The organism is Sedimentitalea sp., assembly GCF_039973035.1.
GTDB lineage: Bacteria > Pseudomonadota > Alphaproteobacteria > Rhodobacterales > Rhodobacteraceae > Sedimentitalea.
In genome coordinates this window covers 143,309-156,851 of record NZ_JBDWLR010000078.1, presented here as the reverse complement: position 1 = coordinate 156,851, position 13,543 = coordinate 143,309, and the positions used below count along the sequence as shown (strand labels likewise).

General features: G+C 58.6%; 13 protein-coding genes and 1 tRNA gene. 7 read left to right on the top strand and 7 right to left on the bottom strand.

Annotated features, from left to right (window positions below; translation table 11 throughout):
* Window positions 1-12: 12 nt before the first annotated feature.
* Together ABJO75_RS19255 and ABJO75_RS19250 are read left to right on the top strand one after the other, a co-directional pair.
* Window positions 13-630, top strand: a complete 618-nt coding sequence (locus ABJO75_RS19255) for an SOS response-associated peptidase (RefSeq protein ID WP_348124377.1) — start codon at window positions 13-15, stop codon at window positions 628-630.
* A 180-nt stretch (window positions 631-810) separates the two neighbouring features.
* On the top strand, window positions 811-1,041 hold the full coding sequence (locus tag ABJO75_RS19250) for a glycine zipper 2TM domain-containing protein (protein WP_348124375.1): 231 nt from the start codon (window positions 811-813) through the stop codon (window positions 1,039-1,041).
* Between the two features lie 22 nt (window positions 1,042-1,063).
* On the opposite strand, the gene ABJO75_RS19245 is transcribed toward ABJO75_RS19250, so the two are convergent.
* The 3 genes from ABJO75_RS19245 to ABJO75_RS19235 all read right to left on the bottom strand — a co-directional run bounded on the left by ABJO75_RS19245 (window position 1,064) and on the right by ABJO75_RS19235 (window position 1,955).
* Window positions 1,064-1,140: transfer RNA gene (locus ABJO75_RS19245), tRNA-Arg, on the bottom strand.
* Between the two features lie 21 nt (window positions 1,141-1,161).
* Window positions 1,162-1,593 (bottom strand): GNAT family N-acetyltransferase, encoded by a 432-nt coding sequence (locus ABJO75_RS19240; RefSeq protein WP_348124372.1) that lies wholly within the window; start codon window positions 1,591-1,593, stop codon window positions 1,162-1,164.
* Window positions 1,594-1,643: 50 nt separating this feature from the next.
* Window positions 1,644-1,955 carry an ETC complex I subunit gene (locus tag ABJO75_RS19235; protein ID WP_348124370.1) on the bottom strand — a complete coding sequence of 104 codons (312 nt, stop codon included), beginning with the start codon at window positions 1,953-1,955 and terminating at the stop codon, window positions 1,644-1,646.
* A 195-nt stretch (window positions 1,956-2,150) separates the two neighbouring features.
* Here ABJO75_RS19235 and uvrB point away from each other — a divergent pair, with 195 nt between their 5' ends.
* The gene (gene uvrB / locus ABJO75_RS19230; protein ID WP_348124368.1) at window positions 2,151-4,343 is read left to right on the top strand and encodes an excinuclease ABC subunit UvrB; all 2,193 of its coding nucleotides are present in this window, start codon (window positions 2,151-2,153) and stop codon (window positions 4,341-4,343) included.
* 329 nt (window positions 4,344-4,672) lie between these two features.
* On the opposite strand, the gene ABJO75_RS19225 is transcribed toward uvrB, so the two are convergent.
* The 4 genes from ABJO75_RS19225 to ABJO75_RS19210 all read right to left on the bottom strand — a co-directional run bounded on the left by ABJO75_RS19225 (window position 4,673) and on the right by ABJO75_RS19210 (window position 8,614).
* Entirely contained in the window at window positions 4,673-5,725 is a 1,053-nt protein-coding gene (locus ABJO75_RS19225; RefSeq protein ID WP_348124366.1) for a 2-dehydropantoate 2-reductase N-terminal domain-containing protein, read from the bottom strand.
* A gap of 221 nt (window positions 5,726-5,946) precedes the next feature.
* Entirely contained in the window at window positions 5,947-6,846 is a 900-nt protein-coding gene (gene sucD / locus ABJO75_RS19220) for a succinate--CoA ligase subunit alpha (RefSeq protein WP_348124364.1), read from the bottom strand.
* Between the two features lie 4 nt (window positions 6,847-6,850).
* On the bottom strand, window positions 6,851-8,044 hold the full coding sequence (sucC, locus tag ABJO75_RS19215; protein WP_348124363.1) for an ADP-forming succinate--CoA ligase subunit beta: 1,194 nt from the start codon (window positions 8,042-8,044) through the stop codon (window positions 6,851-6,853).
* A gap of 27 nt (window positions 8,045-8,071) precedes the next feature.
* On the bottom strand, window positions 8,072-8,614 hold the full coding sequence (locus ABJO75_RS19210; protein ID WP_348124361.1) for a hydrolase: 543 nt from the start codon (window positions 8,612-8,614) through the stop codon (window positions 8,072-8,074).
* A 194-nt stretch (window positions 8,615-8,808) separates the two neighbouring features.
* Between ABJO75_RS19210 and ABJO75_RS19205 the strand changes: the two genes are divergently transcribed.
* Genes ABJO75_RS19205 through ABJO75_RS19190 form a run of 4 tightly spaced genes read left to right on the top strand, consistent with a single transcriptional unit; the run spans window position 8,809 to window position 13,538 of the window.
* Entirely contained in the window at window positions 8,809-9,525 is a 717-nt protein-coding gene (locus ABJO75_RS19205; RefSeq protein ID WP_348124359.1) for a GntR family transcriptional regulator, read from the top strand.
* A gap of 28 nt (window positions 9,526-9,553) precedes the next feature.
* Window positions 9,554-11,311, top strand: coding sequence for an oxalyl-CoA decarboxylase (gene oxc / locus ABJO75_RS19200; protein ID WP_348124357.1), 1,758 nt, complete (start codon window positions 9,554-9,556; stop codon window positions 11,309-11,311).
* Window positions 11,312-11,334: 23 nt separating this feature from the next.
* A complete protein-coding gene (frc, locus tag ABJO75_RS19195) occupies window positions 11,335-12,609 on the top strand; it encodes a formyl-CoA transferase (RefSeq protein WP_348124355.1) in 1,275 nt (424 codons plus the stop codon).
* The gene (locus ABJO75_RS19190) at window positions 12,606-13,538 is read left to right on the top strand and encodes a methionyl-tRNA formyltransferase (RefSeq protein WP_348124354.1); all 933 of its coding nucleotides are present in this window, start codon (window positions 12,606-12,608) and stop codon (window positions 13,536-13,538) included. Before frc ends, ABJO75_RS19190 begins: the two co-directional genes overlap by 4 nt.
* Window positions 13,539-13,543 lie beyond the last annotated feature (5 nt).

Below are 13,543 nucleotides of genomic sequence, written 5' to 3'. Positions count from 1 at the left end.
AAAGGACGCGGCATGTGTGGCCGATTTATAGACCCCAACCTGCGCGGGACCGAGATTGAGCATTCGGAGATTGGAATTGATCCGTTTGCACGCCGATTCAACATTAAGCCGACGCAGGATGTACTGATCCGACCAGCCGAAGAGGGACAATTCGCATGGGCGCGCTGGTGGTTCATTCCGGTCTGGCACAAGGGCGAAATGCAGGAGTGGAAGGCCACCACGTTCAATGCCCGAATCGAAGAAGCAGATGCAAAGCCTACGTTTCGTGCGGCTTGGAAATATGGCCGCTGTCTGATCCCGGCCGGCGGCTATTACGAATGGACAGGCACGAAAGGTCAGAAGACGCCGCATTTCATCCAGAGCGCAGCAAACGAAGAAACGCTCTGGTTTGCTGGGCTGTTGTCTATCTGGAATGACATGAGAACCTGTACCATCTTGACGCGCGCAGCCAACTCGGACGTTGAGGATGTACATCACCGCATGCCGGTGATCTTGAATGCCGATGAACGGGATGCCTGGCTCGCGGGGAAACAAGACAAGGATTTGGGTGCGGGCGCCTCGCTAAGGCACCATATCGTCAAATCATTCGGCATACAGGACGATAGCCCGGAACTGATCGAGGAGGTCTAGCGCCCGTGCCATGGGACCACCCGTACCGGACTGCTAATAGGGCGGGCAGCGACAGAACGGCGAGATAACGCCGACCCTGCAGGCATTGAAATCTGGGAATATCTTTACTGCGATTCTGCGACCAGTTAAGTTCTCCGGTACAGGCTAGACACGAAACAAAACAATAAAATGGTGAGACCAATGAAAAAGAGCAGTATTTTGGCGATCATCGCCGCTATGGGATTGCTGCAGGCGTGTGCGACGACTCCTGCAGAGCAACGTCAGGTTGGTTGCGCAGGTGCAACTGTTGCAGGCGCGCTGCTTGGCGGGGCGGTCGGCAATCAATTCGGCGGCGGAAGCGGCAGGGACATCCTGACCGCTGGCGGTGCCGTTGCCGGTGGCATGGCCGGAAACAACGCTGCGGGCTGTTAGGCCGCAGTAGAACTTGGTGAGCTGGCGATCCCTGGAGGACTCGAACCCCCAACCTGCTGATTAGAAGTCAGCTGCTCTATCCAGTTGAGCTAAGGGACCGCTTGCTGCCACTTCTTGCTGCTATTCGCTGCGGGGTTCAAGCCCCAAGCGCAGGAATACGCTGTAGGGGTCTGGGATATAGCCGGGAATTGGATCGCAAGGCTCATATCCCAGCGAGTGATAAAGCGCACGGGCAGCATCAAACGCTGGAAGCAGGGATGAGCCGGTTTCCAGCGCCATGACCTGATACCCGGCTTGCCGTGCTTGGGCTTCGAGGAATGTCATGAATTGGCGGGCCAGTCCGCGCCTGCGGGCAGATGTGGCAACATGGACCGATTTGACTTCGGCAAGACCGTCACCCAAATCCTTGAGCGCACCACAGCCCAAGGGGACGTCATTTTCATAAATCGCCCAGAATCGAATGTCGGGTGCGCGCAACGCATCCGCTGGCATCGCATGAATGCTCTCTTGCGGTGTGGTTTCCTGGCTATGCGCCAGATGCGCCTCGATCATCGCGCGGATGGCTGGCGCACCGGGGTCGGCGGGCCGTATATCGATCCCGCTCAGTGGGTCCAGACCGTGCGTCGGTTGGGCGCGAAGTTGTCGGCATAGCCACCGGGCCGGATGTTCTGTTTGCGCGACTTGGGTTCGATCACTTCGGCGTCGATGCCATGCGCCTTGGCATAGTCCAGCGCGGCCTCTTTGCTGGAGAAACGCAGGCGCACCTGACTTTGTGTGTCGTCAGACGAGGTCCAGCCCATTAGCGGATCGACATCGCGTGACGTTGCAGGGGCATAATCCAATACCCAGGTCCGGGTCTTTGCCATGCCCGAGGTCATCGCGTTTCTCGCGGGTTTGTAGATCCGTGCACGCATGGGGCGCTCCCTTGTTCGTCTTGCCGTTTATCCGGGATTTCAGGGCATTGGGCAAGCATCGTTTCGCCGCACCTGAGACCGCAACAGAGGCATCTAATGACAATTTCTGACATCAGTGCGGATAGATCAACGGATATGGGGTTGAACCGGACCAGAAAGAGAACAACTCTGTGGGACCTGCCGCCGGAGAGCCCTATGCCCCATGTCCATACTGATAGTTCGATGCCAATGATGAACGCCCCTAGCGGGCCGCCTCGCGAAAAGCTTGAAGGCGGCAAACGGCTGGTGATGTCAACCGAATTCGAACCCGCGGGCGACCAACCTACTGCGATCGTGGAATTGGCGCAGGCGGTGAACCAAGGAGAACGCAATCAGGTGCTGTTGGGTGCGACGGGGACCGGCAAAACCTTTACCATGGCCAAGGTCATCGAAGAGACCCAGCGTCCGGCGATTATACTTGCACCCAACAAGACGCTGGCGGCCCAGCTTTACGGCGAATTCAAGGGGTTCTTTCCGGACAACGCGGTCGAGTATTTCGTCAGCTTCTATGACTATTACCAGCCCGAAGCCTACGTGCCGCGCAGCGATACCTATATCGAGAAGGAAAGCCAGATCAACGAACAGATCGACCGGATGCGTCACTCGGCGACCCGGGCGTTGTTAGAGCGGGATGATGTAATCATCGTGGCCTCTGTCTCTTGCATCTACGGCATCGGTTCGGTCGAAACCTACGGCGCGATGACGCAGGATCTGAAGGTAGGTCAGGAATACGACCAGCGACAGGTCATGGCGGCACTCGTTGAGCAGCAGTACCGTCGCAACGATCAGGCGTTTCAACGCGGTAGCTTTCGTGTGCGTGGCGATTCTCTGGAGATCTTTCCCGCCCACCTTGAAGACCGCGCCTGGCGGCTGTCGTTCTTTGGCGAAGAGCTTGAGGGCATCACCGAGTTTGATCCGCTGACCGGCGAGCGTACGGATACATTCGAGAAAATCCGGGTCTATGCCAACAGCCACTATGTGACGCCGAAACCGACGTTGAATCAGGCGGTGATCAGCATCAAGAAAGAGCTGCGCGAGCGTCTGGATCACCTCGTCGCCGATGGCAAACTGCTCGAAGCGCAACGGTTGGAACAGCGCACCAATTTCGATATCGAAATGATCGAGGCGCAGGGGTTCTGCAACGGCATCGAAAACTATTCGCGGTATCTGACGGGGCGTGCGCCGGGTGAACCGCCCCCAACGCTGTTCGAATTCATCCCTGACAACGCGATTGTTTTTGCCGATGAAAGCCATGTGTCGGTGCCGCAGATCGGCGGCATGTACAAAGGCGACCACCGACGCAAATTCACGCTGGCCGAACATGGGTTTCGCCTGCCATCCTGTATGGACAACCGCCCTCTCAAGTTCGAGGAATGGGACGCAATGCGCCCGCAATCGGTGTTCGTGTCCGCCACCCCCGCGAAATGGGAAATCGAGCAGACTGGCGGGGTGTTCACAGAACAGGTTATCCGGCCGACCGGATTGCTGGACCCCATGGTCGAAATCCGCCCGGTGGACATGCAGGTCGATGATCTGCTGGATGAGGTGCGCAAGGTCGCCGCCGATGGCTTCCGCACGCTGGTCACCACCCTGACCAAACGCATGGCCGAGGATCTGACCGAATACATGCACGAGCAGGGCATCAAGGTGCGCTATATGCACAGCGATATCGACACACTGGAACGCATCGAGATTCTGCGTGATCTGCGGCTCGGGGCATTTGACGTGCTGATCGGCATCAATCTGCTGCGCGAGGGGCTGGATATCCCCGAATGCGGGCTGGTGGCTATTCTCGATGCGGACAAGGAAGGGTTCCTGCGCTCTGAAACCTCGTTGATCCAGACCATCGGGCGGGCGGCGCGGAACGCCGAGGGGCGGGTCATCATGTATGCCGACCGGATCACCGGATCGATGGAGCGTGCCCTTGGCGAAACCGACCGCCGCCGCGCCAAGCAGATAGCGTATAACGAAGAACGCGGGATCACACCGTCAACGGTGAAAAAGAACGTCGAGGACGTGCTGGCCGGGCTCTACAAGGGCGATACGGACATGTCCCGCGTCACCGCCAAGATCGACAAGCCGCTGAATGGTGCCAATCTGGAAGCCGTGCTGGAAGGCTTGCGCACCGACATGCGCAAAGCGGCAGAGAACCTCGAATTCGAAGAAGCCGCGCGGTTGCGGGACGAGGTCAAACGGCTGGAAGCAGTGGATCTGGCGGTTTCTGACGACCCGCTGGCCCGGCAATATGCAGTGGAGAAGGCCTCGGAGGCGGCGGTAAAGTCGCGTGGCCGATCAACGGCTGGCAGGCCGGGGCAACGGGGCGGGAATGTGAAGCGGAAGGGGCGGTAGAGGGGTTAATGATAGCACCAAAACTGAGCGAACTGAAAAAAACTGAGTTGCGACGAGCTTAGCCAACTTTACGATGAGCATTCAGTAGAGACGCAAGTTGGAACGAGTTTCTTACCTGAAGAAATTCGCAGCCGAAGTATGGAACGCCTCGCGTCTCGAATGGATAAGTTCACGTCGGGGATATTCTGGTCGAACGGGCCATGAGCTTCAAAACCCGCGTTAGCACCGACTCGTAGCTCAGATCGGGACGCATTTCGGTCAGCCAGAACACCGGATACTTCAACAGATTCGATAATACATTTCAGGATATCCAGCGGTCTGATGTTTGATCAACTCACCGCCTGCTGGTTCTCGGCCAATTTCTGGTCCACCAGTTCCACCGTGGCGGCGAGGTTGGTGTTGTCTTGGCCCAAGGATCGGGTGATCAACATAATCAGCTTGTCGACCCGTTCGATGGCAGGTGCTCCGGCGGCGATGGCGCGGGCGGCGGAGGAGGGTTTTAGCAGGCCCTCGGCCGCTTTCGCGTATTTCTCGAAGGGCACCATGTCTTCGGGCGCGGCGCCAAGTCCCACCACCAGATTATTCACCGCGCCATAGATTGCGCGGGATTTTTCGATATCACCATGCACCGCATCGCGGATGGCGATGGGGTCGCCGGGCTGGATGCAGCGGTAGTTGCCGGTGGCCAGCATCGCCCATTTGGCAAACGGCACGAACAGCGAGTCAAACGCGCGCAGTTTCACCGGCACGTACTTGCCGTCGATCCGGTAGTCGAGAATGCCCTGTTCCAGCTCGGCCAGCATGGCATCAGCCTTGGCGTCGTGAAAGCGAGTGACCTTGAAGTTGGTTGGCAGCCCGACGTGCAGCACGTTGGCGTCCTCTTCCGGCGGGCGAAAGGCCTGCGGATCGGGCGAGCACAGGGTCATCAGCGCAGGATCGAATTTGTTCCAGATTTCCGGGTCCTGATAGGCACCGCCAAGCGGCGCGCAGTCGAGCTCGGGAATGCGCCGCATATAGGGCAGGGGGGGCATGTTCATGATCGACATGCACGGCACCCTCGCCTCGGCCACCCGCCCCAGCAGGTCGCGCAGCGAGGGGTGCGAATATTGTGGTTCCTGCATCGCGAGGCAGACCAGATCATAATCCTGTGGTTGTGCGCTCTCGGGCGTCTGTGCATCCAGTTTGCCGCTAAGATCAGCGGACAGGATGCTGCGGTGGTCGTCCTCGTCCCGCAACTTGATCCGCACCTCGGTGCCTTTGTCGTTGATCAGCGCCGCTGTCTTGTCGCGGCAGACCAGCGTGACATCGTACCCTGCGGCAAGGAATTTGGTGCCCAGCAGCGAGCCATAGGAGGCACCCAGAATGAGGATCTTGTAAGGCATGGGACTGTCTCCGTATTTTGCGTCTTCCGACGCACAGGATCAAAGCATGAAAGTACTGGGGAGAGGCCGTGAAGCCAATCCTGTGGGTTCGATATAGAAAGCAATTGATGCCCGTGCGCAATAATCTATCGCGAAGAATGGGCAGACTTTAGTCGCAGCGCGACATTCCGTCGCCCGGATTTCTGTGGGCGAGGGGCATGCAGCCCCTCGCCCGCAAGGGGTTAGCCCAGTAGTTCGACCAGTGTTTCGCCAAGTTTCGCGGGCGATGGGGATACCTGGATACCTGCCGCGCGCATCGCGTCGATCTTGTCGTCGGCACCGCCTTTGCCGCCCGAGATCACGGCGCCTGCGTGGCCCATGGTCCGGCCCGGAGGGGCCGTACGACCGGCGATAAAGCCGACAACCGGTTTCTTGCGGCCTTTCTTGGCCTCGTCGATCAGAAATTGCGCGGCGTCCTCTTCGGCACTGCCGCCGATTTCGCCGATCATGATGATCGATTGGGTTTCGTCGTCCGCGAGGAACAGTTCCAGCACATCGATGAACTCGGTCCCTTTGACCGGGTCGCCGCCGATGCCGACGGCCGAGCTTTGGCCAAGACCGGCAACGGTGGTCTGGTACACTGCCTCATACGTCAGAGTGCCGGAACGCGAGAGCACGCCGACCGATCCCTTCTTGAAGATCGAACCGGGCATGATGCCGATCTTGCACTGATCCGGCGTCATCAGGCCGGGACAGTTGGGGCCGATCAGGCGGCTGGGCGACGCGTCGAGCTTTTCCTTGACCCGCACCATGTCGAGCACCGGGACGCCTTCGGTGATGCAGGTGATCAGGTCTATGCCCGCGTCGATAGCTTCTTCGATGGCCGCCGCCGCACCGGCGGGGGGAACATAGATGACCGAGGCGGTTGCACCAGTTGCATCCTTGGCTTCGGCGACGCTGGCGAAGATCGGCAGGGTTTCACCGTTTGATCCGGTCCAGTCGGTGCCGCCCTTTTTCGGGTGGGTTCCCGCAACCATCTGGGTGCCGTGATAGGCCAGTGCCTGTTCGGTGTGGAATGTGCCGGTCTTGCCGGTCAGGCCTTGAACGATGACCTTCGTGTTCTTGTCGATCAGAATGGACATGCTCTTACCCCTTCACGGCCTTGACGATTTTTTGCGCGGCGTCATCCAGATCGTCCGCTGCGATCACGTTGAGACCGCTGTCATTGATGATGGCCTTGCCCTCTTCGACCTTGGTGCCTTCGAGGCGTACGACCAGCGGCACCTGAAGCCCCACGTCCTTGACCGCCTGGACCACGCCTTCGGCAATCACGTCGCAACGCATGATGCCGCCAAAGATGTTGACCAGGATGCCTTTGACGTTGGGATCGGAGGTGATGATCTTGAAGGCTGCCGTAACCTTTTCGGTGGTCGCGCCGCCGCCAACATCAAGAAAGTTCGCAGGCGAGGCGCCATAGAGCTTGATGATGTCCATCGTCGCCATGGCAAGGCCCGCACCGTTGACCATACAGCCGATTTCACCATCCAGAGCGATATAGGCGAGGTCATATTTTGACGCTTCGATTTCCTTGTCGTCTTCTTCGGTCTCGTCGCGCAGTTCCATGATGTCGGGGTGGCGGAACAGCGCGTTGCCATCGAACGAGATCTTGGCATCAAGCACCTGAACATCGCCAGCCTTGGTGACGATCAGCGGGTTGATTTCCAGCAGGCTCATGTCTTTCGAGGAAAATGCTTCGTACAGCGCCTTGAACAGCGCCTTGCCTTGCTCGCGGGTGTCACCGGACAATTCATAGGCGTCCGCGATCTTGTCCGCGTCTGCTTCGGTCACGCCCTGCGAGGCGGTGATGCCGATGGTGTGAATCTTGTCTGGCGTTTCTTCGGCCACGGCTTCGATGTCCATGCCGCCTTCGGTCGAGGCGACGAACGACGTCTTGCCGGTTTCGCGATCAACAAGGATCGACAGATACAGCTCGCGCTCAATGTCGGCACCGTCTTCGATATAGAGGCGGTTGACCTGTTTGCCGGCGGGGCCGGTTTGTTTGGTGACGAGCGTATTGCCGAACATCTCATTGACGTTGGACAGCGCCTCATCCGCCGAAAATGACACCCGCACGCCACCTTTGGCATCTTCGGCCAGTTCCTTGAATTTGCCCTTGCCGCGCCCGCCAGCATGAATCTGGCTCTTCACAACCCATACGGGACCGGGGAGCGCAGAAATAGCTGACTCGGCCTGATCAAGGCTGGTGATCGGAACGCCATTGGCGATCGGGGCGCCGAACCCTTTCAGCACCTGCTTGGCCTGGTATTCGTGGATGTTCATTCGTTTTTCACTCCCAGTGTGGAAATATTACTTGATGAGCGGCAAGAGCTCTTTGAATGCGGGTGTACCCGCACGGCCCAGCCATTCGAAAACCACCATTTCTGCGGTGACGATGCCGACGCCCGATGCGCTCAGACGGTCGAGGCAGGCGCGTTCGCTATCCAGCGTGCGCGACGCCGTCGCATCAGATACGACAAAGACGTCAAAGCCTGCTTCTACAAGACTCTCGGCAGTTTGTACCACGCAGATATGTGCCTCCATTCCGGCAAGTATGGCCTGCTTGCGTCCAAGCGCGCGAAACGCTTTGGCGAACGCTGGGTCTTCCATACATGAAAAATGCATCTTGGGCAGGACTTGTGCGCCTTCTGCGGCGTTTCGTACCTCGGGCACGGTTTGGCCAAGGCCCTCAGGATACTGTTCGGTCAGAAGTGCAGGCACCCCAGTACGGTTGGCGGCCGTAAGCAAAAGGCGCGTATTGGCTATGGTGCGCGCCGGTGCCTGCATGGCCGGTACAAGGCGCTCTTGCATGTCAATCACCACAAGCGCCGAATCTGTTGCCCTTATCAGCATCTGTTTGTCCAATCCGTAGATTCGATACGTCAGGTATGTGGTATACCACCATAGAAAATGTCAAGGTAGTTGTCTGATTTTCAACGGAATTAAATTTGTTGACCGGTGATGTTCTTGATGTATGGTATACCACATACACAGCTTCAGGTGCCTCGCAAGATGGCCTGCCTGAACGCCTTGGGAGGGGTGCGCACGTGTCGATTGGTGACGGTCTGAATCCGATTTCTGTGAACTTCACGCTGAAGGATCACACGTTCGAGGTTCTGAAAGAAGCCATTCTGAACATGAATATTTACCACCCTGAGGCGGACTTGCGGCTGGACGAACGGCAGCTTGCCGAACGTCTGGCGGTTTCGCGAACCCCGATCCGCGAAGCTTTGGCGCGGCTGGCTCACGAAGGACTAGTGCAAATTGTTCCGCGCCGCGGCGTTTTTGTGCTTCGCAAGTCACGTGATGAGATCCTGCAGATGGTGATTACCTGGGCGGCGCTTGAGAGTATGGCGGCCCGGATGGCAACCGAGGCTGCCAGTGACGCCGATCTAAAGGCGTTGCGGCGTTTCGCGATGCGCCACAGTAGCGATGCGGCCCGTGCCGAACTCGAAGAGTACTCGGATGCGAACATCAAGTTTCACCAGACGATTCTGGAGCTTTCGGGCTGTGAGTTGCTCAAGACGACGGCGGATGGGCTGTTCACGCACATGAAAGCGATCCGGCGGCGCGCGATGGGCGAAAGCGACCGCGCGCGCAGGTCTGTCGCGGACCACATTGAAATCCTCGAAGCCCTTGAGGCACGAGACGCCGACCTCGCGTCGCGGCGGGTGCGCGAACACACGATGAGGTTGCACGATCATATTCACAAGACTTGGACCCGGTTGGAAAATCTGGGTTCGGCAAGAACGGAAGCTGGCTAGTGATACGGGAAGATATCGGAGATCGAACATGACACAATCCGCAGTCGCAGAGACGCAGGATGACGCGCCACAGACTTTGACCGATGGGTTCCACCTGTTGATCGACGCGCTGAAGCTGAATGAGATCGACACGATCTATAACGTGCCGGGTATTCCGATCACCGATCTGGGGCGTTATGCGCAGGCTCAAGGTATGCGGGTCATCTCGTTTCGCCACGAACAGCACGCGGGTTACGCGGCCGCTGCGGCCGGGTTTCTGACCAAAAAGCCCGGTGTCTGCATGACAGTATCGGCCCCGGGTTTCCTGAATGGTCTGACCGCTTTGGCGCATGCCACAACCAATTGCTGGCCGATGATCCTGATTTCGGGCTCGTCTGAGCGTGAAATCGTCGATCTTCAGCGCGGCGACTATGAAGAGATGGACCAGCTGGCCATTGCCCGCCCCCATGCCAAGGCGGCCTATCGCATTTTGCATGCCGAGGATATCGGTCTGGGCGTTGCGCGCGCGGTGCGGGCATCGCTGTCCGGTCGTCCCGGTGGCGTTTACCTGGACGTGCCCGGTGCACTTTTGGGCGAGGTTATGGACGCGGTGGAAGGCGAGCAGTCGCTGATCAAAGTGGTTGATCCGAACCCCGCCAGCGTTCCCGGCCCCGATGCGGTCGCCCGTGCTGTCGAGGTGCTGTCTTCGGCGAAGAAGCCGCTGATCATCATTGGCAAGGGCGCGGCCTATGCGCAGTGCGACGACAAGGTGCGCGAACTGGTCGAAACGCTGGGCTTTCCGTATCTGCCGATGTCGATGGCCAAGGGGCTGTTGTCTGATACCCACCCTCAATGTGCCTCGGCGGCGCGGTCGCTTGTGCTCAAGCAAAGCGATTGCGTCTTTCTGATCGGTGCGCGTCTGAACTGGTTGCTGAGCCATGGACAAGGGCCGGGCTGGGGTGAAAAGGGCGCCAAGTCCTTTGTTCAGATCGACATTGAACCAACCGAGATGGACTCGAACCAGTCGATAACGGCTCCGCTGATCGGTGATATCGAAAGCTGCGCCACAGCGCTTTTGGACGCCATCGGCAGCGATTGGAAAAAGCCGGACGAAAGCTGGACTGGCGCGGTGCGCGACAAGGTTGTTGGTAATGTCGCAAAAATGGCGCCTCGCCTGCAGAACAACAACTCGCCCATGGACTATCATTCCGCACTTGGGGTGGTGAAGCAGGTCATCGCCGACAACCCGGATACGGTACTGGTGAACGAAGGCGCCAACGCGCTTGATCTGACCCGGTCGATTGTCGACGTCATCAAGCCACGCAAGCGCCTGGATGTCGGCACCTGGGGTATCATGGGGATCGGCATGGGCAGCGCCGTGGCCGCGGCGGTCGAAACCGGCAATCAGGTTCTGGCGGTCGAGGGCGACAGCGCCTTTGGCTTTTGCGGCATGGAGGTGGAAACCATCTGTCGCTACAACCTGCCGGTCTGCATCGTGGTCATGAACAACAACGGTATATATCGCGGTGACGGCGAAAACTGGTCCGGAGGAGACGACCCGGCGACCACGGTTTTTGTGCCGGACTCCCGTTATGATCAGATGATGGCGGCCTTTGGTGGTGTCGGTGCGCATGTCACCAATGCTGACGAGCTGAAACAAGCGATCGCCGAGGCCTTTGCCAGTCGCAAGCCCACCCTGATCAACGCGGTGATCGACCCGGCCGCCGGCAAGGAAAGCGGCAATATCGGCAATCTCAATCCGCAGTCGGTGGTGGCGCAAGCGCTTTACCCACAGGCACGCAAGTAGTTACTCGGAACAGGAATACCGCAATGAAAGCACTTGAAGGAATCAAGGTTCTCGATTTCACCCACGTCCAGTCGGGACCGACCTGCACACAGTTGCTGGCCTGGTTCGGAGCAGACGTGATCAAGGTGGAACGCCCCGGTGTCGGCGATGCCACCCGCAAGCAATTGGTCGATGTGCCGGGTGCGGACAGCCTGTATTTCACCATGCTGAACCACAACAAGCGGTCGATTGAGCTGAACTCAAAGAACGAGACCGGCAAGGAGATTCTGACCCGGCTGATTCAGGAATGCGACGTGCTGGTGGAAAACTTTGCTCCGGGTGCGTTGGATCGCATGGGGTTCAGCTGGGAGAATATCCAAAAGATCAATCCGCGTATCATCATGGCCTCGATCAAGGGGTTCGGACCGGGTAAATACGAAGACTGCAAGGTTTATGAAAACGTCGCGCAATGTGCAGGTGGATCGGCCTCAACCACGGGGTTCCGGGATGGCCCGCCGCTGGTGACCGGCGCGCAAATCGGCGATTCCGGCACCGGGTTGCATCTGTGTCTGGGCATTGTGACAGCGCTGTTCCACCGCGAAAAATCAGGTCGCGGACAAAAAGTCTCCGCCGCGATGCAGGATGGTGTGCTGAACCTCGCGCGGGTCAAGCTGCGCGATCAGCAACGTCTCGCCGCCGGTCCGTTGAACGAATACAGCCAATTCGGTGAAGGCATACCATTTGGCGATGCAACCCCTCGCGCAGGCAACGATTCCGGCGGCGGCCAACCCGGTCGCATCCTGAAATGCAAAGGTTGGGAGGATGATCCCAACGCCTATACCTATTTTATCACGCAGGCGGCAGTTTGGGAAAAGATCTGTGATGTGATCGGTGAGCCTGAATGGAAATCCAAAGAGGGTTATCAGACCCCGCCGGAACGGCTGGACAAGCTGAACGCGATCTTTGCGCGGATCGAAGAATGGACCATGACCAAGACCAAATTCGAGGTGATGGACATCTGTAACCCGCTGAACATCCCTGTGGGTCCGATCCTGTCGATGAAGGAAATCGCCGAGGACGAAGGCCTCTATAAAACCGGCACACTGGTCAAGGTCGATCATCCTGAGCGTGGCGAATACATCAGCGTCGGCTGCCCGATCAAACTGTCCGACAGTCCGGTAGAGGTTGAGCGTTCGCCGCTGTTGGGCGAGCACACTGAAGAAATCCTGGCAAGCGTGCTTGGTTACACCGGTGAAGAGCTTGAGCGAGTGATCGGGTCCGGTGCCGTGGGTGACGTGACACGGAAGGCTGCGGAATGACCGGCAAGCCGATGCGCATAATCGTGATGGGCCAACAAGCGTTCGGCAAGGATGCCCTGGCCAAGATCCTCGATACCGGTGTGGACGAAGTCGTGGCCGTCTATTGCGAACCTGACAGCGACGGCAAGCCGGTCGATCCGATCAAGGAGTATGCGCAGGAGCAGGGCCTGCCGGTCAAGCAGCCCGCGCATTTCAAGGATCAGAAAACACTTGATGAACTGGCGGCGTTCAATGCTGACCTGATGGTCATGGCCTATGTCAACGTCTTCGTACCCGAGGCCGCGCGCGACACGCCAACGCATGGTTCAATCTGCTTTCACCCGTCGCTGTTGCCTCTCTATCGCGGGCCATCGGCAGTGAACTGGCCGATCATCATGGGCGACACCAAGTCCGGCTTTTCCTGGTTCTACCCAACCGACGGGTTGGACGAGGGCGATGTTCTGTTGCAATGGGTCTGCGATATCGCGCCGGACGACACGGTGATCGATCTCTATTTCAAGAAGATCTACCCTGCAGCCATCGACTCGGTACTCGAGGTTTGTGACCTGTTCCGCGCCGGGAACCCGCCGCATAGCGAACAGGACGAAAGCGCCGCAACCTACGAGCGGCGATGCGTCAAGAAGCACGCCAAGGTCGATTGGAACAAGCCAGTCAAGCAAGTCTATGACCTGATCCGGGGAACCAACCCGGCTCCGGGGGCCTGGACCACGCATGATGGCGCGGAACTCAGTGTCTATGACAGCGCGCGCGTTCCCGGAGACGGCATATCCAGCCGGATCATGGACATCAGCGATGCTGGCGTCACGGTGCAGTGTATCGGCGGACGTATTCAAATCAAACGGGTCAAGCCTGCAGGCGGTGGCAAACAACCCGCAGCAGACTGGGCCAAGAGCGCCGGACTAAACGTCGGCGACACCTTGGGAGGATAAGAGAA